This window comes from Pseudomonas sp. NPDC098747, assembly GCF_044760045.1.
Classification (GTDB): Bacteria; Pseudomonadota; Gammaproteobacteria; order Pseudomonadales; family Pseudomonadaceae; genus Aquipseudomonas.
In genome coordinates this window covers 154717-172159 of the sequence record NZ_JBIWAL010000002.1, presented here as the reverse complement: position 1 = coordinate 172159, position 17443 = coordinate 154717, and the positions used below count along the sequence as shown (strand labels likewise).

The window sequence follows — 17443 nt, the reverse complement described above, 5'->3', positions numbered from 1 at the left end:
TGCCCCGTAGAGCCCCCGCAAATACTCCGAATTTGCAGTGAGCCAGTTAAGGGGAACGGCCCTAACAACGGGGGCATCAGTTGCTCTGTATGACGCCTTACTATAATGTAAGGAGTATCGAAAACATACAGGAGTGTCCTCATGGCTACTGCGACTGTTACCTCTAAAGGGCAGGTCACGATCCCGGCCCAGGTTCGGGCGTCACTCTGTCTAGGCGCAGGGGATCGCATCGAATTTGTTGAGTTGGAGAACGGCCAGTTCGCCATCATGGCGGCTGTTCACTCTGTTCAGAGTCTCAAAGGGTTGGTTCGCAAGCCAGCGTCACCGGTAAGTATTGAGGACATGAACGTGGCTATCGCTGTGCAAGGGGCGAGCGCTCGATGATTGGTCTGGATACCAATGTCTTGGTGCGCTATGTCGCTCAGGATGACCCTGTGGAATCAGCCAAAGCGACAGATCTCGTTGAGTCGCTGTCTGTTGCTTCCCCGGGCTTTATCGCCATGGTGTCAGTCGTTGAGCTGGTATGGGTTCTCCAGTCTTGTTACGCCTCTTCGAAAGGGGAGATCGTCCATGTAATAGATACGCTGCTGCGAACCAAAGAGCTGACTGTCGAGCGCACCGATATCGTTTGGCAGGCGCTGCGCCGTTTCACCAGCGCCAATGCAGACTTTGCAGATTGCCTTATCGAGCGCAGCGCACATGCGACAGGGTGCGACTACCTCGTGACGTTTGATCGTGAGGCCGCTAAAACGGCGGGCATGCGTCATCTAGCGTGAATTGCAGGAATTCACAGGTACACCGCTTCTCGCATACGAGAAACACCCAATGCCCCGGCCCTCACGAGCCGGGGCCCAGGACATAGGAACAGATTCAGTCAACACAGAAAACACCAAAATACAGGCTGTACCCGCACTAATCGCCGTCGGCCTGTGCGTCGCCATACCCCTCATGGCGGTACGAAGGTAAGGGGACGTGGTGAACCGATGCGTTACGCGTTTTTGTTGCTGCCAGTCGCCGCCATTGTTTTCTGGCTGTTCGGCAAGGCTCGCGCTGAAGGGCGGCATCCAGTTCTGCTTTACGTACTGTTCATTGTTGGTGTTCTTTCGTTCGGTGCGGCCCTCAAGTGGCTGTTATGGAACACCGTTACTGCGCTGATGCAAAGTTAAAGGAATTTGATCAATGAATAGCATGAGTACCGCTAAGCGTCCGCTGTTTGAAGCCATCGAGCTGCCGACCGCCTTGCGCGCTCAGGCCGATAAGCTGCTGACCGCCATCGAGCAGGCACGCACGGCGACCGACTGTACCCGTGCAGCCGACCGCGCCGAAGGGTTTGTCCTGGGCGTGGAAACCCTGCGCGCCTTGCGCACGTTCGACACCGAGTCGTTGTACATGGTGTTTGAAGACGCTGCCCAGATGCGCCGGTTGGAGCTGGAGCTGTGACAGTTGGGACGACGTGACGGGCTGACGTGCAAAGAACTAGCGGAGCGCTTACGGTCGAATCTTCGTGATTCCACAGCAGCACCCGAGCAGGCCACCAGTTAAGGGAAAATACGACGATGAGTCAGTTTATCGAAGTGCTACGCGCAACCGCCACTCGGCGGCGAGAAGGCAACCGGGAACACAGCGCTGGCGTCGTATCGGTTTGGCAAGGCTCGGTATATGGCTGGAAGAGTTCGTTGCGTGATGCGTCCCACGAACGCCCTGGCGTGTATGCCGTAGACGAGGCGGGTCACGTCTTCATTGCCGAGGGCGGCGACGACTACAACGGCGCAAAATGCTGGGTTGCGACCGACCCGGCCCATACGTAGGAAATTTGTTAATGCAGTATCACGCGCCCAGTAAGCAATTCACTGTCTCACTAGGCTGCCTGCAAAGCAGTGCGGCCTGCATGCGCTTTGCAATTAAGAAGATTCGGCAAACAGCAGGCCTGCCACTTGAAGGTGGCGAACGACCTATCCAAATGTCTGATACTTGCCATGCAGAACGAGTGGTGCTCGATGCATCTCGGATGCTGGGCATTGACCTGGGCGCGACAGTTGGACGTTCAAAATACTGACTGAGAAACGTTGAAGGAAATTCGTAGCACCACCATCTCGCCAATTGTCGCGGGCTTCGCCAGTCGTCCCTTCGCCCATTTTAGCGCCAACCGGATTCCCTTTGTTATTATCGGAACGCTAGTCATAATCGACGGGCTCAACGGTTCATATACGTCACGCAGCAGGTTTGATGCCGCCCGGTAGCTGCAATCGAGCATGCAGACGCCCGGGCGATACGCCGCCACGAATGAGCCCTCTCAGAATCAGGGACGAAATGTCGATTTTTCTTATACTGCGCATGTACGCTTCTTCGCTCTTCCACCGGTTCGGCTGGGCAGGACTGATCATTATGTTAGCCGTGCACTTGACCACGGCCTGGCTGGGCCTGGCATTGCTGGGTGAACAGCACCTCACCACCGCCGCCACGTTTATCTACTTCTACCTCACGACCACGCTCACCGTTGGCTATGGCGATCTGTCGCCGCAAACCTCGGCGGGCCGTATTTTCGTGGCTACCTGGGTCATGCTCGGGGGCATTGCGCTGCTGACGGCAGCTATCGGCAAAACCACCAGTAGTGTCATCGATGCATGGAGAAAAGGCATGAAAGGCAAAGGCGATTACACCGGCAAGACCGGGCACACGGTGCTCATCGGCTGGGAAGGGGCGTCCAGCGAGCGGGTCATCGAACTTTTGCTGCTGGACGAAACCTCCAACGACAACCTGATCGTCATTTGCGATTGCACCTTAGAAGAAAATCCCCTGCCGGGCAAAGCGGCCTTCATCAAAGGGGAAAGCCTGTCTTCTGTGGCACTGTTGTTACGCGCAGGCGTGCCCGGTGCCGAGCGCGTGCTGGTGCGCACCCCTTCGGACGACCTGACCCTGGCCACCGTGCTGGCGGTCAATCAACTGAGGCCGGTAGGGCATGTGGTCGCTCACTTCAATGACAGTGAAGTCGCCACGCTGGCCAGTGCCTACGCGCCGAGCCTGGAATGCACGTCGAGCATGGCAATTGAAATGCTGGTGCGCGCGTCTCAGGACCCGGGTTCGTCGGTGGTTATCAATGAATTGCTGTGTGTAGGCCAAGGCGCTACCCAATACGTGATGAAATTGCCGGAGACGTATTCGGCGAGTTTCGGCGATCTGTATGTGCAGATGAAAGAACACCACAACGCCACGCTTATCGGTTACCGCGCCAAAGGCGCCCAACAACCGTCGATCAATCCACCCGGCGCGACGCGCATCGAGGGCGGCGAACTCTTCTACATCGCTTCCACTCGCCTCAAGAATATTGCCGGGATGGGTTAAGCAATTGGTGGGGCTTGAAGCCTCGAAGGCGAATCCGGGTTCGAATGGATTGCCAACGAAACCTGCCAGCACCGGCCCGCTGGGACTGGCGTTGGGTAAGTCGTCCCTCGTGCCGACATGCCACAGAAACTTCTGAGTAGCATCACTGCGCGCCAGCGCAGGTCAAGGGAGGCGAGTTGTACTAACGACAACCATTTGCCCGCTTCGTCGGGACTGTCAATTTTTTTGTGTGCGGGCCGGTTACGGCCTGCCGCCAGGCAGGCCGTGCTTTTACCAGGTAGGCCTGATAAATCGATCTCCGTACAGAATCGCAAATTGATTCATTGCACTTTTCCAGTCATGGGCCGCTGATCCCCAATTTGCAGTGATATTCGCGCAGCCCAAGCCAGATCAGTTCTGTTGCCGCATCTTCGGTCGGGAAGTGGCCGCGAGTTTTGATGATCTTTCGTAGCTGAGCATTGATGCTCTCGATGGCGTTGGTCGTGTATATCACTTTTCGGATCGCGGGCGGGAAAACGAAAAATGGAGTCACTCGCTCCCAAGCCCGTCGCCAGGCAGCTACTACCGTTGGATATTGCTTGCCCCATGGCCCGATTTCAAACGCATCCAGCGCCTGTTCGGCCGCTTCGGCGGTAACTGCCTGATAAATAGGTTTAAGCGCCTTGGCCAGTTCGCGCCGCTTATCCAAGGCCGCGTAATCAAGGCTGTTACGGATCAGATGAACGATGCAGGTTTGCAGTGTGGTGTCTGGAAAGACGGCACCAAGGGCTTCCGGCATACCTTTGAGCCCATCAGTCACCGCGATCAGTACATTTTCAACCCCGCGTGTCTTGAGGTCGTTGAAAACTTTCATCCAGAATTTAGCGCCCTCGGTATTTTCGATCCAGATGCCGAAAATATCGCGTGTGCCGTCAGGCAGAACACCGAGTGCCAAGTCGATCGCCTTGTTGCGAACCAGTCCTTCTTTGCGGATTTTGACCCGCAGGGCGTCGAAGAAAATAACCGGATACATCGGTTCCAGCGGCCGCTGTTGCCACGCACCGATCTCTGCCATGACCTCGTCGGTATCAGAGCTGATGAAGTCAGTCGAAACGTCCGTATCGTACTGCTCGGAGAGGAACGCGCGGATTTTTCTGACCGTCATTCCTCAGGCATACATGGCGATAATCTTGTCGTCGAAACCGGTGTAACGGCGCTCGTGCTTGGGAATCAGAATGGGCGAGAAGCTGCCATCCCGGTCGCGGGGGATATCCAACCGGAGCGGGCCATCCTCCGTTTAAAACAGTTTTGCCGCTTTTGCCATTACGCTGGTTGGTTTCATCCTCTGGGCGCTGCGCGCCCGGCGGATAGCCCAGGTGATGACCGAGCTCGGCATTGAGGGCTCGCTCGATCAAAGCCTTCTTGAAGGCTGCTGAGGCGTCTTCGATGGCTTCAGCGGTCATCAGCCGGCCGCCGAACTGCTCAAGCAGCTCTATGGGTATTTTCGGTAGTTCGCGTAGAACAGGTTTCTTTTTGGTTGGCATACATGCACCTCTTACTCATGTTATGCCCGAACACAAAATTTCTGACACCCCCGGTTCGCCGGGCTACTTCACTACTCAAGGGATGATCAATGACCAACCGTAACGTACAGTTTCTTTCAATGATCGACAGCAGGACAAAAGCCGTGATCCTTGAATCCAGCTCCGCTCATTACGGGATTACTCCCCAAGAGGCCTATGCAGAAGTTACTGACGCGCAGGCCGAGCATTTGCTGGATTACATGATTGAGCCACCCGCCACGTCGGCTCTGATGCGGCGGCACGGAATACACCGATGAATCACTATCAGCAACTGATCGCAAACGAAATCCTCTCGGTTCAAGCTCAGAAAGGTTACTGCCGGGACGTGTTGGAGGCTGGTGGATTGGAATGCTGGCAGTCGAAGGAGTAAAGCGCGCTGGTTGAGCAGTATAACCAACAGCTGATTGAGCTGAACAGCCGCTTGCCGTTGGCTGGCTAAAGGAGAAAGGCCGCTACCTGTCAGTACCGGTGCAAAACTGACCCACCGGCATGGCTGGGGGCTTCGACGAAAACGAAGGCAGGACTACGTCGCACACATGCCCGAACTTGGCTGGGAAACAGCGTCGCTGGCGATTGTCTTCGAGCGCTACAACGAGGATTATCCGCCCAGCGCGCTGAACTACCGTTCATCTCGAGATTTAGGTGCTTGGCAGCGGCATCAATTCAACGGGGAAAAGTGTCCGGTTTGGCAGGGGCCAGTTCATGCAGTTGCCGGGGTGCCGGGGCGAAGGTCGTCCGAACAGTCTAGGCGGTGCGGGCCTCTTGAAGTGAGAGTGTATGACGCGGATTTAGGAGGGGAGACGTCGCCATCGGACCCATGAAAAGCTATTAAATCTAAATTCGGTGATGACGTGCCCATACACCAGTATTGCGATTGAGCGACCGAAATGCGGTAACGTCGCTCAATACGTTCACCGGTTTGAAGTGAGTTATAAGTAAACCAATTCGAAGGTTGCGGAGCCGTCGATGATTATTTCGGTACTGCTGTCAAGAGAGTTTGCTTTTATAACCGTATTTGCTTTGAATTCGACAGTGCCGTTCATGATTGGCAACGGTTGACCACCTAAATTGCTCGGCAAATCAAATGCATAAAGTCTGGGAGATTTATTGTAATTTACCAAATTTTGCACTCCGCTCCAGTCCCGCCAGGTAACACCGTTATCATCGGAATAGTCGATAGCGCCAGCGACGGAGTCAGTGGTAATACTGTTTCCAGTGATATCGAGCAGGTAAATCCCGATTGGGTTTTGAGAATTATCAAAGCCCAAGCCAAATGCCGCGCTTCGAGTTTCGCCTGCAGGTACAGAGTCTTGTCTATTGTCTATCGCTTTAAAAGCAATCTGAGTAGAGCCAGAGCAGGTAATATTTAACGAGCGAAAGACGTTCTGGCCGATGCCGGCAGTACCGTTGGATACACTCTGAAAATCCAACTCGCCGTAATCGATGTTTCCTCCAAGCAACGTAATGTTACATGCTGCTGGTGTAATGGTGCCGGTGACGCGCAGGTCTACCGAATTTGCGGCTACGGCGGCGTTGGAAGCGAAGGCCAAGGCGAGGGGAAGCAGAAGCTTTTTCATGATGGGCTCCGATTGAAATTTTTCGTTGAGTCCATTCATCGCCGTGACGGGCAACGAGAAAAATCAAGAATGCTCCAAGATAATAGCTCACATTCCGCGCGGATGGCGGCGAGGCGTTTACTGTGGAAATTTATTTCAGAGGTCGGAGCGTGCGTCGCCTGGAGCCGCCGTCATCCGAGGACATCGGTGAAACGAAGGCCGTGATCTGTCCAAAGGGTGCCCGGTAGATCAAGGGGGGGGCGCATTACGAAAGGCCTGAGCATTCGCAAGGCAGCGGCGACCGTGCGCTGTTTGGTCTTAATTGCTGCGGGTAAAAGGCGTCAGAGAGGATCTGATTGTAGCGAAAGGGGCCTAAAGTTTGAAACGTCGGCGTGGAAGCTCTGAAAAAATTATTAAACGTATCTAAAAAGTTTAAAACACAGTGTCCGAAACGATATAGGAAAGTTGGATTATTAAATTTTCCCGCGGGGGGGGGGGGCGGCTGCATGCTTGTACGCGTTACAGTTGGTGAGAGGCAAACGCCGGTAAATTTTATCGATGCCCGCGTTCATTTATCCAATGCCGCTGCGCCGAGATAGCTTCACCGATGGTTTGCACGGACTCGACAGACTTGCCAAAGGCCGCAGCCGTTATAGATCGCACTGCGTAACCGCCAAACAATTGCTGTTCCTCCTTAGTTAATCTGGCAATGGCGGCTTTAAGCTGCGCGTCATCAGTAATAGGGTTGTACGCGTACCCTAGTTTGAAGTCCTTCGGATCGGAGCACCCTGTTAGGGCAGCACAGGCGAGTAATCCCAATAATATTTTGATATTCATGGATAGTGTTCCTAAACCAGAGGTCTCTTAATTTTTGACCGCGTGCGATCGGTGACGGGTTGTACCGGAATTCCAACGGGCGTCCCCATTGCTCGAGGCCGCGCCCATTGGTCATTTAGCCAGAATCCAGCGCGAGTGCAGTGGTCTAGTTTCAGGTCGCGACGAAAAACGGCAGCGCCAGGTATAACTTGATCACTACGACGTTAATCAGGTCGATGAAAAAAGCTCCCACCATTGGTACGACTAGGAAGGCGATGTGGGACGGGCCGAAACGTTGTGTAACTGCTTGCATGTTGGCGATGGCAGTGGGAGTGGCGCCAAGTCCGAACCCGCAGTGACCCGCTGCTAATACCGCCGCATCGTAGTTACTACCCATGACTCGGAACGTCACAAATACGGCAAACAGCGCCATCACTAACGTCTGTGCAGTCAGAATGATGAAAAACGGCAGCGCAAGTGCCGCTAGGTCCCACAGCTTAAGGGACATAAGCGCAATCGCCAGGAACAGCGACAGGCTAACGTTCCCCAGCACAGAGACTTCACGTTCAAACACTTGATACAAGCCGAGAGCCGAAAGACCGTTGCGTATCACGACGGCTACGAACAATACGCAAACGAACGTCGGCAGCTCAAACGCGGTTTCAAGAAGCGCGCCACTGAGCATGGTGCCTCCCATCAAACTGACAGCGATCAATGCGATCGTTTCGATAAACGAAAACGGTGTGATTGAACGTTCTTTGTTAGGCTGCTCGAAACCCTTCGGCAAGCGCGGTTTTTCTTGCTCGAGGCCGGGTGTCTGGACGCGTTTTAAGAGTAAACGGGCGACCGGGCCGCCAATCAGACCACCGAGCACTAAGCCAAACGTAGCGGACGCCATCGCCAGTTCAGAAGCGGAAGCCAGGCCGTACTTCTCGCTAAACGTCGTTCCCCACGCAGCACCTGTACCATGGCCGCCTGACAACGTAATGGAGCCTGTCAACAAGCCTACTAAGGGGTCCAGACCTAGTGCTTTTGCAAGTCCAATGCCCATGGCATTTTGAACGACCAAGAGGCCGGTGACCGCCAGTAGAAAAATACCTACCACGCGTCCCCCTTTCTTTAGGCTGGCGAAGTCAGCGCTCAAGCCAATGGTGGCGAAAAATGCCAGCATTAAAGGAGTCTGTAAGGAGGAGTCAAAACGAACTTGTATGTCGACATAGCGCAACGCCAAGAGAAACAGGGCTACTACCAAGCCGCCGGCAACAGGTTCAGGAATGTTGTAGGTGCGTAAAAAGCCAACGCGGGCTACCAGTCCGCGCCCCAGTAGTAGGACCACAGAGGCGGCCACAAGTGTTCCGTAAAAATCAAGCTGAATCATCAGAATTTTCCAGGATATATCCAGAGGCAGGCTTTTTGACATGCCTTTTGAGCAGGCGAATTGTTCTCTGCCAGGACTGTTTATTTGTTTTTTTGAGGAGCCATTGGTCTAAGTTTTGAGAGTGATCAGGGTGAGTTGTCAAGAGTCAAGTCAAAATCGTGGGCATTTTTATCGATTATACAGTCCTCCGATCTCGCGATTGATATTTAAGGTGACCGTCAGACTTGTTAAAAAATAGACGGTGGCCGATAATTTAATTGTTACTCGCTCGTCGATTATAACGCAGGGGGTTAGCACTCAGTTTTCGGTAATCGCGATTAATAGATCAATCACAAAGCTAGCGTCGACCGCAGCAGGATCGTTGTTTACGGGTGTGAGTCGTGAATAAAATTGGATAGCGTTTTGGATTGAAAACTCCATTATTTCTACAATCAATTTTCTCCGCTACCTGTACTCAGAGTCGACTCCCCCGAGTGTTTGTTAGTCGTCTTCCTCTCAGTTTTAAGTCAAGTTGGCACTAGGTAGATATTCGCTCTGCAACACGCTAAAACCAATCGAATGTTTTAGTGTTGATTTGTAACTAGCATGTCCTGTTATCGATTTGCAATGCATCAAACTGCGACTGAGTTTTTTCCGAATAGAATATATTTGCTTTTTTCAGAGCGAATTCATAGCCGAAGGCTCTCGGCGGTGCCTAGAGTTTCTACTAATCAGAGTCGAAATTAACTTCGCCCCCACCCAGCAAAGCTACTATCACGCCGTGTTAGAGCGAGCGAGTCGGCGCCACGCAGGCCGGCGGCATTCGCAGCTGGGGAGGTGGGTGACAGCGTTAAGGTGACGGGCAGCGGGAGAGTTTTTTTCACAGGGGCTCCGAATGCATTAGTTGTTTCTTGAGCCATCATCGGTTTGGCCTGACCGTGAGAAAAATCAATAATAATTAAGAGAAATTATCAATGTTCATTTTTGTACGGCCAAGTGTCAAGTTCGGGGGGCTGGAGAGATGGAGGGGCAGCTGCGTGACCTAATAGGCCAAAGCTCTCCTAGGCCATTCTCGTAACCGTTCATCAATGTTTCGCGCTTGAAGGGTCGGAGTCGTGCGTTCAAAAATGAGCGATTTATTCGATTCAGGCTAAACGACACTATGGATATAGCGCTATCATTTTGATTTGGGGTGCATAATCAGTGAGGTCCGGCGCTCAAAATGACCATAAGGGGAAGACTGGATCATAGCCATGCAGGATAGAAATGGCGCCCACCAGCATGCTGCATTGATGGCGTCAGGATTACCTGCTAACCCATTTAGGGGACGTCAAGATCTACTTCCACTGAAATATTTAATCAGAGCGAATTTTTTCTACTGCCGGCGAATCGGGGTGATAGTTTTTCGTTACGCAGTATATGCGTTTGCTATTCAAGCCAGGACTATCCAAGTCTCTAGGTCTACGATTTTGAGCCGAGACAGTTGTCGAATGCTCCATTTTTTGCTGAGGATTTAGTAACGAGACAGTCGCGGATTTGAAGTAAATCAACGCTCCATCACTTCCAAATTTCAAACTAAATGTCGCGTCTCTGCAAGGGAGTAGTACGCAGGACTGCAGTTATTGGGTCCGAACGCGCCAGTCAAGGAAGTCAACTGTGATTTTAGTTGCGGACATTGCAAAGAGACTGGGTAGAGCACGTCGGTCGCTGCCTGTTGAACCCGTTGGGCGTCCAATCAATCAATGGTTCGGACAGCATCCATCAGGTGTCTAACGCATGACCGGGGTGGCGCAGTAGCCTGAGCGGTATGGAAATGCCGAGAGGATTGGTGTCCTAGCAGTGACGGGTCAATACCAAGGGGGGAATCCTTAAAGGTGAAGTACCGGATCAGACTGTCCTGACGTTCGCATAAGCAACGTGGCGTGTTCTGGGCGAGAGTAACGTGAGTAGAAGCGTTGTCTCAGCCCTCCGTGCACAAATGTAGGTAGAAGGTTTCCCTGATTATGCTGACCTCGCGGCTCAACTGGGTCTTCTGCTCGGCAGCGATCCGTTGCCGGGGTGCGGCGTTCTATTCTTCGGACAGCACTTTATTACCCCCCCCTATCTGTATCGCGCGGCTAGGCAATGCGCTGACACTGACGCCCGTAGATGATGGCCGCTCAAGCTGGGCGAAGGCCCTCATAACCATAGCATCAAGGGCGGAGTTTCGGACTCCGGTAGTCGGCCTGCCGCATGACCAGTGCAGGAACTCACGGCAGCACCGCCATGCTGCAGACCTTCCCACGCATAGGCAATTTTCTGTGATCCCCTCCGTGACCCAGGGTCCGGAAGCGAAATCAATGATGCTCCGAGAATGGTTTGCTCGTAATTAGCGCGACTGGCTGGCGAGGCTTGGTGTTTGCGAGCTGGGCATTAGAATGGGGGCGAGCACTGAATAGTGCTGGAGCCCTCCGGGCCCATTCAGTGACCACATAGCCGCATAAGGGAAGGAGGGGCGTCGTAACAATGGGATGCTGCTGAAGCTCTTTCAGGAGAAGAGAATCATCCCCTTATTGCGCGGCCCCGCAAAGCGGTGCGGCATCAGGTGGGGCGTCGCCGCCGTAGGCATGAAACGAATTGCCTGGTTCGGCAGCTGCAACAGAAGGCTTATTCAGTGGCGTATGTCTGTCGACTGCTGGGCATCAGCCGATCTGGTTTCTATGAGGCCAACAAGTGCGCTGAAGTGCCGGCGTCGATTTGTCCCGTGTCTCTGCAACCCAAGGCATCATTTGCCGCGAGTGGTGACTGTTACGGCAGTCGCCCGTTGCGTAAAGCGTTACGCGCCCAAGGCATGAACATAGGCCTTTATAAAATTCGTCCATTGATGCGGGCCAATGGGCTGCATTCGGCCTGGAAACGTAAGTTTGTGCACACCACCGACAGCAAACATGACCCGCCGATCGCCGACAATGTGTTGAATCGCCAGTTTGAAACCGAGCGGTGACTAAGGCGTGGGTGGCTGACATTACCTACGTCTGCACGCGCAGCGGCTGGTTGTACCTGGCCGTGGTGCTGGACTTGTTCTCACGCAAGATAGTGGGCTGGTCGATGGCCCCCAACATGCCGGCTGAGCTGGTGCGCAGTGCCATGCAGCTTGCGATTGCTCAGCGTCAACCACCGTCCGGTCTGATCGCACACTCGGATCGCGGTAGCGCAGTACGCAAGCGCAAGGTTTGTCTTCCAAAGAAATCCAACGCTGTTTGAAGCGGTATATCGTCAGGGAGCTATACCCTTTAATCCTGGCGGATTTAGCAGATTCGGCTCGATCTTGTTGATATAGGAGCGTCAACTCGGCAATGGACCGCTTCTTCCTGAGTTTGAAAATGGAGTGGGTCTGGCGATGTGATTAAGCCAATTATGCGGAGGCGATACGCAACATCACGGAATACATCGTTAAATTTTACAACAACGAGCGGCTGCACTCGAAACTGGGATATCTACCACCGACCGTTTATGAGCGGGCGATGGCGTCAAAACCACCTATCGAGGTGTCCAGAATTAGTTGACCACCTCATAGAGAATCATCCCGTTACTACGCGCCGGCGCAAAGCGGTGGGGCATAAGGTACGGCGTCGCCAGCGAAGTCATGAGCCCTTCTCTCAACACTCAATAACCCGTGCCGACGTTACCCATAAAGCGTATTGCATGAAGCGACCGGTATTGCACGCGGTCGCTCAACTGCTACATATAGTAACGAATTACAGGTAAACCAGTTCGATGGTCGCAGAGCCATTCAGAGTGATTTCACTGCTGGTATCGAAGGTTTTTTCCGGAAAGATAATGGGCTTAATCACGATCGGCTGATTCAGAAGGGTGACTGTTGCCGGGGCCGCGCCTCCACTCGTACTCCATGAAGTTACGCTGGTGGCGTCGTGGAAAAGCACATCAGGGTTAGAAGCTCCCCACGTCAGACCTGAGACGGTACTGCGCAATACTGTCCCGGGAGCGCTATCGAGCGTCGGCGTCTGCAGTTGGATGTTGAACCAACCATACGAATTACCGTTAGCGTCCTGACCGAGACCGAAATCGTCGCCTTCCAGATCAGTAGAGACAGTGTTGTTAATCGCATTGATACCGACGAGCGTTGCGCTGGAGCATTGAACGGTCAAGTTTTTATTGACGGTAGGGAGGTAGGTCCGCTCAGTGGCCGAAAGATCTTTGGCGCTGATCGAGCCCAGATCGATATCGCCCCCGTCAATAGTGATATTGCACGCAGCCGGGGTAATGGTGCCGGTCACACGCAGGTCTACCGAGTTGGCGGCATTGGCAGCGAAGGTCAGGCGAGGGGCAGCAGCAAAAGCTTTTTCATGTGGGCTCCATTAATAAGCAGTGGTTTTGAAGGGGCTATTGTGGTCGGCGTGCTGCCGGTGATGGAAATCAGTAAGAGTCAAAAGCAATCAGTCGTGCCAGAACAGAATTCGCTGAACACGCCGTATCTCGGGGTTTGGGCGTATTTAAGCTGCGAATGTTGATCAAGGGGCGGCGATGACTCACTGCGAAGCGTGATTCGCGTGGACGGATGCAGGTCAGCATTGATTGAGAGATCGCGCCTGACGAAAACACGCGACCTTTGGAGTTGTGCGGCGCAAGGACGCAACAAAGTGGGGTATTGCGATAAGGGCAAAGCAAAGGTGATCCATGAAAAAAGGACGGCTAGCGCGGCCATGAGGGTCTAACTTTGCCAGTCCAGCCCCTCCTGCTTAAGGCTAACATCGACCTGTTGGCATACACACCGCGCTAGCGTCCGGTGCCAACCGTACGCAGCAACGTCGAAAATCACCAATCTACAATTGTCATTTATGGATCGGTAATGCCTGCGGTTTCAGGCTAAACGGTGCTTGAATGAGGCTCGTTATAGGTACACCAACTCTATGGTGGTTGAGCCGTCTATCACAATAGCTGAGCTGGTATCCAAGTCCTCTTGAGGAGCATTAACAGTTCCGCGCGAATCGGTTGAACAACAGTGGTGATTGCGATGGGTTTATCTGTCTCGGTCGTGGAGTTTCACGACGTAATATTAGGGCTTTTTAGCAAGTATTGAGCGCCGGGAGCTCCCTAAGTAATGCCCCGTCCGTACTTAGCGTGATAGCACCCGGGGGCCTACTGACTGTAGCGTTGGTGGTAGAGGAGAAGCTCAGCAAGCAATAGCCTACCGGGCTGTCGGCAGTATTGTGACTAATTCAATCTTTGTACGCTGTTTCTAGGGACGCTCTGAAAAAGACTTCAAAATCTGGTGAAATACCCGCCTAACACGAAGCTGACTGTAGAGCTCCAATGAAACAGATGTCCTTCGCCGATGCCGAATACGCCGGCAAACGTAAGCAGGCCCGCCGCGAGCGCTTCCTGATAAAGGTGGATCAGGTGGTGCCCTGTAAGGGTTTGATTACCTTGATTGAGCCGCATTACCCAAAGGGCGAAGGTTGCCTTCCGCCGTATCCGTTGATGGTGATATTGCGTGTTCATCTGATGCAGAACTGGTTCGGTTATATCGATCCGGATATGGAAGAGGCGCTGTACGAGACGACGATCTTGCGCCAGTTCGCGGGGCTGCACCTGGAGCGCATCCCGATAAAACCACGATCCTCAACTTTCGTCGTCTGCTGGAGAAACACGAATTAGCCGCCGGAATTCTCGGTGTGATCAATGGCTATCTGGGCGACCGAGGCCTGTCGCTCCGCCAAGGCACGATCGTTGATGCAAACCTGATCAATGCTCCGAGTTCGACCAAAAACAAGGACGGTAAGCGCGATCCAGCAATGCACCAAACGAACAAAGGCAACCAGTATTACTTCGGCGCGAAAGCCCACATTGGTGTCGACGATGAGTCGGGGCTAGTGCACAGCATAGTGGTCACCGCGGCCAATGTGGCCGATGTTACGCAGGTCGACAAACTGGTGCACGGGGAAGAGAACGTGGTCTGTGCCGATGCCGGTTACACCGGGATCGAAAAGCGTCCTGAGCATGAAGGTCGTCAGGTGATCTGGCAGATCGCCGCCCGGCACAGCACCTACCAGAACTGGGCAAGCGCAGTGCTCTGTTTGCGGGAGGATGAATTGCAAATGTTGAGGGCGCGCGTGGTGCCCGCAGACGGCTTTCCGTGTTTACCTTTCTTGTTTACTCGGACGTGTTTACTTTGGGCGAGTGCCGTCGGCGGTCAATTTTCCGGGCACTCACTGGAGCGGCGGCATTCCCCCGTTCGCAGAGAGATGTGCCGACCGGAATGACTTTGCGCGCATGGTGGCGCTGTGCTGAACATTCAGCCCGTGGAAAAGAACCCACGAGAGGTTACATGAGGGGCCCAGGTACAGTACCGCACGGACACAATCAGAATGCGGGTTGGTGCCCATAGCAGAAGAAAAGGTTAGGTTGTAACAGAATTAGGTGGGGCGCCGAGGCGCCGACTGATGAAAAACCGAATCAGCACAACCACTTAAGCCTTGCGCCCCATTAATGCCCAGATATCGAAATTACATGAAATGGATCATCGCTTGGGCAATGGTCACCTTGTTCGCTTTGGCATATTCCTCAATGGTCCGCAATCGTTTGGCCTTGCTCATTGCAGCGCCAGCATTTCGATTTTGCACCACGCTGTATTCTGCCTTCGCCTTTGAACGGTTCATATACTCCCACTTATAAAACGACTAACAAGGTGGGGCATTGCAGCAATGGGAGGGCGCTGAAGCTCTGCCCGGGGAAGAGTGCGCTCCCGTTACGGCATCGCCCCGCAAAGCGGTGTGGCAAAAGGTGGGGACGTCGCCATCGAGCCCATGAAAAGCTATTAAACTTAAACTCGGCGACGACTTAACCCCATAAAACATTGTTGCGGTTGAGCGACCGCTTTGCACGCGATAGCCCAAAACGCAGTGGTATAAAACGAATTACAGGTAAACTAGTTCGATGGTCGCGGAACCGTCGATAGTTATTTCAGCGCTGGCGTCTAGGTTGCTTAACGGCTGGACAAACGCGGCTAGCAGCAGCTCGACAGAGCCGGAGGTCAGCGGAAGCGGTGCTTCGATATTGTTGGAAGTGGCAGTATCAAATGCGTAGACATCCACGTCTGAATTCCTCATACCGTGAAGGGCCGTCGCTGTGTCCCAATCATTCCCGCTATCCCATGAATACTTTAACTTACCTCCCGTACCGTCCGCCAATACTGAGGAGATAATGAAATGAATATAATAGTTGCCAATGGGATTGTTCGCACCGTCACGACCAAGCCCGTAGCTGCTCGAACTGGATTTTTCGTCTTTGCGGTTATCGATGGCTTTAAAGCCGACCTGCTGCGCACCGGCGCAGTGTATCTCCAGCGTTCTACCCCGAATCAGCGGAAGTCGAGTCTCTTCGCTAGCGGACAAAGCGCTGGCGCTAATGGTCCCCAAGTCGAAATCACCGCCGGTCATCGTGATATTACAGGCTGCCGGGGTAATGGTACCCGTAACGCGCAGATCGACCGAGTTGGCGGCCATGGCGGCGTTGGTCGCAGAGGCCAATGCGAGGGACAGCAGGAGAAGCTTTTTCATCACAGACTCCGAGATGTTGAAAATTTTTCCGTTGAGCCCATCCGTTGAGCATCCGCAGGGGCCAAGAGTGAAAAAAATCAAAAATGCTTAATAAAGATTAACTTTTATCAGTACGACTGGCTGGCGAGGCTTGGCGTTTAGGGCTTGGCGATTAGGTGGGGCGAGTCACTGAATGAGCAGGAGCCCAATCGAGACCGATTCAGTGACTGCATAGCCCCATAAGGGAGGTGGAGCGTTGTAGCAGCAGGATGGCCGTTCGGAGTTCTTTGGGGGAGCTCCATCCTGCTACTACGCCGCCCCGCAAAGCGGTGCTGCATAACGCGACCGGCATTGCACCGGTCGCTTTACAAGTTCATTGGTCAGCGAATTACAGGTAAACCAACTCGATGGTGGCCGAACCGTCGAGTGTAATCGCCTGGCTGGTGTCGATAGTATCTATTGGTCGCATTTGGGTTGTTATAGAAATATTTTGGGAAACTGAAGTGATTTGCTCTGGCGGCGCAGAATTAGCAGAGCTATTCCAAGAGTTAACGCTGCTGGCATTGTTTTTAATAGAAGAAGGATTGGGAGCATTCCACGATACTCCACTATCAGCACTGCGCGTAACGAAGCCGCTAAGAGTATTAACTAGCAAATCGCTAATTGCGATCTTATAAGTACCTACTGCGTTACCATTGGCGTCGACCCCAATGCCAAATAAATCCTGATGTTTTTGTGACTCTGTGTTTGGTTTGTTATCCGCCGCTGTAATACCGACCAAAGTTAAACCTGAACATGAAATGTCCAAAGCTTTTTTCGCTGGATTCGTCAGGGAAATTTCCTCACCTGCGTTCATGGACACTTCTCCGAAGTCGAAATCCCCGCCGCCTGGCATCGAGATACTGCAGGCCGGAGGAGTAATGGTGCCAGTAACACGCAGGTCCACCGAGTTGGCTGCCATGGCGGCGTTGGAAACAAAGGCCAAGGCGAGGGGCAGCAGGAGAAACTTTTTCATGACGAGCTCCGGAGATTGAAAATTTTCAGGTGTGAGCCCATCTGTGAGCCCATCTGTGAGCCCATCTGTGAGCCCATCTGTGAGCCCATCTGTGAGCCCATCTGTGAGCCCATCTGTGAGCCCATCTGTGAGCCCATCTGTGAGCCCATCTGTGAGCCCATCTGTGAGCCCATCTGTTAGCCCATCAGTCAGCCCATCTGTGAGCCCATCTGTGAGCCCATCTGTGAGCCCATCGGTGAGCCCATCTGTCAGCCCAT

General features: G+C 53.4%; 14 protein-coding genes and 4 pseudogenes. 10 read left to right on the top strand and 8 right to left on the bottom strand.

From position 1 onward, the window contains the following. Nucleotides 1-141: 141 nt before the first annotated feature. The 6 genes from ACIQVE_RS01790 (at nt 142) to ACIQVE_RS01765 (ending at nt 3342) form a co-directional block, all read left to right on the top strand. Nucleotides 142-384 (top strand): AbrB/MazE/SpoVT family DNA-binding domain-containing protein, encoded by a 243-nt coding sequence (locus ACIQVE_RS01790; RefSeq protein WP_402803935.1) that lies wholly within the window; start codon nt 142-144, stop codon nt 382-384. Then, on the top strand, nt 381-776 hold the full coding sequence (locus ACIQVE_RS01785; RefSeq protein WP_402803933.1) for a PIN domain-containing protein: 396 nt from the start codon (nt 381-383) through the stop codon (nt 774-776). Before ACIQVE_RS01790 ends, ACIQVE_RS01785 begins: the two co-directional genes overlap by 4 nt. Nucleotides 777-983: 207 nt before the next feature. Continuing rightward, the gene (locus tag ACIQVE_RS01780) at nt 984-1166 is read left to right on the top strand and encodes a hypothetical protein (RefSeq protein ID WP_402803931.1); all 183 of its coding nucleotides are present in this window, start codon (nt 984-986) and stop codon (nt 1164-1166) included. A gap of 13 nt (nt 1167-1179) precedes the next feature. Beyond that, nucleotides 1180-1440, top strand: coding sequence for a hypothetical protein (locus ACIQVE_RS01775; RefSeq protein WP_402803929.1), 261 nt, complete (start codon nt 1180-1182; stop codon nt 1438-1440). Between the two features lie 116 nt (nt 1441-1556). Beyond that, on the top strand, nt 1557-1808 hold the full coding sequence (locus ACIQVE_RS01770) for an antirestriction protein ArdR (protein ID WP_402803926.1): 252 nt from the start codon (nt 1557-1559) through the stop codon (nt 1806-1808). A gap of 502 nt (nt 1809-2310) precedes the next feature. Beyond that, nucleotides 2311-3342: an ion channel gene (locus ACIQVE_RS01765; RefSeq protein ID WP_402803924.1), complete on the top strand. Its 1032-nt coding sequence runs from the start codon at nt 2311-2313 to the stop codon at nt 3340-3342. Nucleotides 3343-3612: 270 nt separating this feature from the next. Here the strand turns inward: ACIQVE_RS01765 and ACIQVE_RS01760 are convergent. Further along, nucleotides 3613-4865, bottom strand: a pseudogene (locus ACIQVE_RS01760) (IS256 family transposase). An 89-nt stretch (nt 4866-4954) separates the two neighbouring features. Between ACIQVE_RS01760 and ACIQVE_RS01755 the strand changes: the two are divergent. Next, complete coding sequence (locus ACIQVE_RS01755; RefSeq protein ID WP_402803921.1) at nt 4955-5161, top strand: hypothetical protein; 207 nt, start codon at nt 4955-4957, stop codon at nt 5159-5161. A gap of 672 nt (nt 5162-5833) precedes the next feature. Here the strand turns inward: ACIQVE_RS01755 and ACIQVE_RS01750 are convergent. From ACIQVE_RS01750 to gltS, 3 genes are all read right to left on the bottom strand, one after another. Further along, nucleotides 5834-6481: a DUF1120 domain-containing protein gene (locus ACIQVE_RS01750; protein ID WP_402803919.1), complete on the bottom strand. Its 648-nt coding sequence runs from the start codon at nt 6479-6481 to the stop codon at nt 5834-5836. 531 nt (nt 6482-7012) lie between these two features. Then, nucleotides 7013-7297 (bottom strand): hypothetical protein, encoded by a 285-nt coding sequence (locus ACIQVE_RS01745; protein ID WP_402803917.1) that lies wholly within the window; start codon nt 7295-7297, stop codon nt 7013-7015. A 151-nt stretch (nt 7298-7448) separates the two neighbouring features. Beyond that, nucleotides 7449-8654, bottom strand: coding sequence for a sodium/glutamate symporter (gltS, locus tag ACIQVE_RS01740; protein ID WP_402803915.1), 1206 nt, complete (start codon nt 8652-8654; stop codon nt 7449-7451). A gap of 2701 nt (nt 8655-11355) precedes the next feature. Here gltS and ACIQVE_RS01735 point away from each other — a divergent pair. Continuing rightward, nucleotides 11356-11841, top strand: a pseudogene (locus tag ACIQVE_RS01735) (IS3 family transposase); the annotation flags it as partial. Nucleotides 11842-11965: 124 nt separating this feature from the next. Beyond that, a pseudogene (locus tag ACIQVE_RS01730) lies at nt 11966-12178 on the top strand (IS3 family transposase); the annotation flags it as partial. A 192-nt stretch (nt 12179-12370) separates the two neighbouring features. On the opposite strand, the gene ACIQVE_RS01725 reads toward ACIQVE_RS01730, so the two are convergent. Then, nucleotides 12371-12910: a DUF1120 domain-containing protein gene (locus ACIQVE_RS01725; protein WP_402803913.1), complete on the bottom strand. Its 540-nt coding sequence runs from the start codon at nt 12908-12910 to the stop codon at nt 12371-12373. A 1036-nt stretch (nt 12911-13946) separates the two neighbouring features. Between ACIQVE_RS01725 and ACIQVE_RS01720 the strand changes: the two are divergent. Beyond that, nucleotides 13947-14749, top strand: a pseudogene (locus ACIQVE_RS01720) (IS5 family transposase); the annotation flags it as partial. A gap of 390 nt (nt 14750-15139) precedes the next feature. On the opposite strand, the gene ACIQVE_RS01715 reads toward ACIQVE_RS01720, so the two are convergent. The 3 genes from ACIQVE_RS01715 to ACIQVE_RS01705 form a co-directional block, all read right to left on the bottom strand. Then, nucleotides 15140-15292: a hypothetical protein gene (locus ACIQVE_RS01715; RefSeq protein WP_402803911.1), complete on the bottom strand. Its 153-nt coding sequence runs from the start codon at nt 15290-15292 to the stop codon at nt 15140-15142. A 258-nt stretch (nt 15293-15550) separates the two neighbouring features. Then, nucleotides 15551-16192: a DUF1120 domain-containing protein gene (locus ACIQVE_RS01710; protein ID WP_402803909.1), complete on the bottom strand. Its 642-nt coding sequence runs from the start codon at nt 16190-16192 to the stop codon at nt 15551-15553. A gap of 367 nt (nt 16193-16559) precedes the next feature. Then, nucleotides 16560-17186: a DUF1120 domain-containing protein gene (locus ACIQVE_RS01705; RefSeq protein ID WP_402803907.1), complete on the bottom strand. Its 627-nt coding sequence runs from the start codon at nt 17184-17186 to the stop codon at nt 16560-16562. Between the last annotated feature and the right edge of the window lie 257 nt (nt 17187-17443).

Bases quoted from the DNA above. Each gene is read 5' to 3' on its own strand.
- ACIQVE_RS01790 (WP_402803935.1), top strand. From the start codon at position 142: ATGGCTACTGCGACTGTTACCTCTAAAGGGCAGGTCACGATCCCGGCC.
- ACIQVE_RS01785 (WP_402803933.1), top strand. From the start codon at position 381: ATGATTGGTCTGGATACCAATGTCTTGGTGCGCTATGTCGCTCAGGAT.
- ACIQVE_RS01780 (WP_402803931.1), top strand. From the start codon at position 984: ATGCGTTACGCGTTTTTGTTGCTGCCAGTCGCCGCCATTGTTTTCTGG.
- ACIQVE_RS01775 (WP_402803929.1), top strand. From the start codon at position 1,180: ATGAATAGCATGAGTACCGCTAAGCGTCCGCTGTTTGAAGCCATCGAG.
- ACIQVE_RS01770 (WP_402803926.1), top strand. From the start codon at position 1,557: ATGAGTCAGTTTATCGAAGTGCTACGCGCAACCGCCACTCGGCGGCGA.
- ACIQVE_RS01765 (WP_402803924.1), top strand. From the start codon at position 2,311: ATGTCGATTTTTCTTATACTGCGCATGTACGCTTCTTCGCTCTTCCAC.
- ACIQVE_RS01755 (WP_402803921.1), top strand. From the start codon at position 4,955: ATGACCAACCGTAACGTACAGTTTCTTTCAATGATCGACAGCAGGACA.
- ACIQVE_RS01750 (WP_402803919.1), bottom strand. From the start codon at position 6,481: ATGAAAAAGCTTCTGCTTCCCCTCGCCTTGGCCTTCGCTTCCAACGCC.
- ACIQVE_RS01745 (WP_402803917.1), bottom strand. From the start codon at position 7,297: ATGAATATCAAAATATTATTGGGATTACTCGCCTGTGCTGCCCTAACA.
- gltS (WP_402803915.1), bottom strand. From the start codon at position 8,654: ATGATTCAGCTTGATTTTTACGGAACACTTGTGGCCGCCTCTGTGGTC.
- ACIQVE_RS01715 (WP_402803911.1), bottom strand. From the start codon at position 15,292: ATGAACCGTTCAAAGGCGAAGGCAGAATACAGCGTGGTGCAAAATCGA.
- ACIQVE_RS01710 (WP_402803909.1), bottom strand. From the start codon at position 16,192: ATGAAAAAGCTTCTCCTGCTGTCCCTCGCATTGGCCTCTGCGACCAAC.
- ACIQVE_RS01705 (WP_402803907.1), bottom strand. From the start codon at position 17,186: ATGAAAAAGTTTCTCCTGCTGCCCCTCGCCTTGGCCTTTGTTTCCAAC.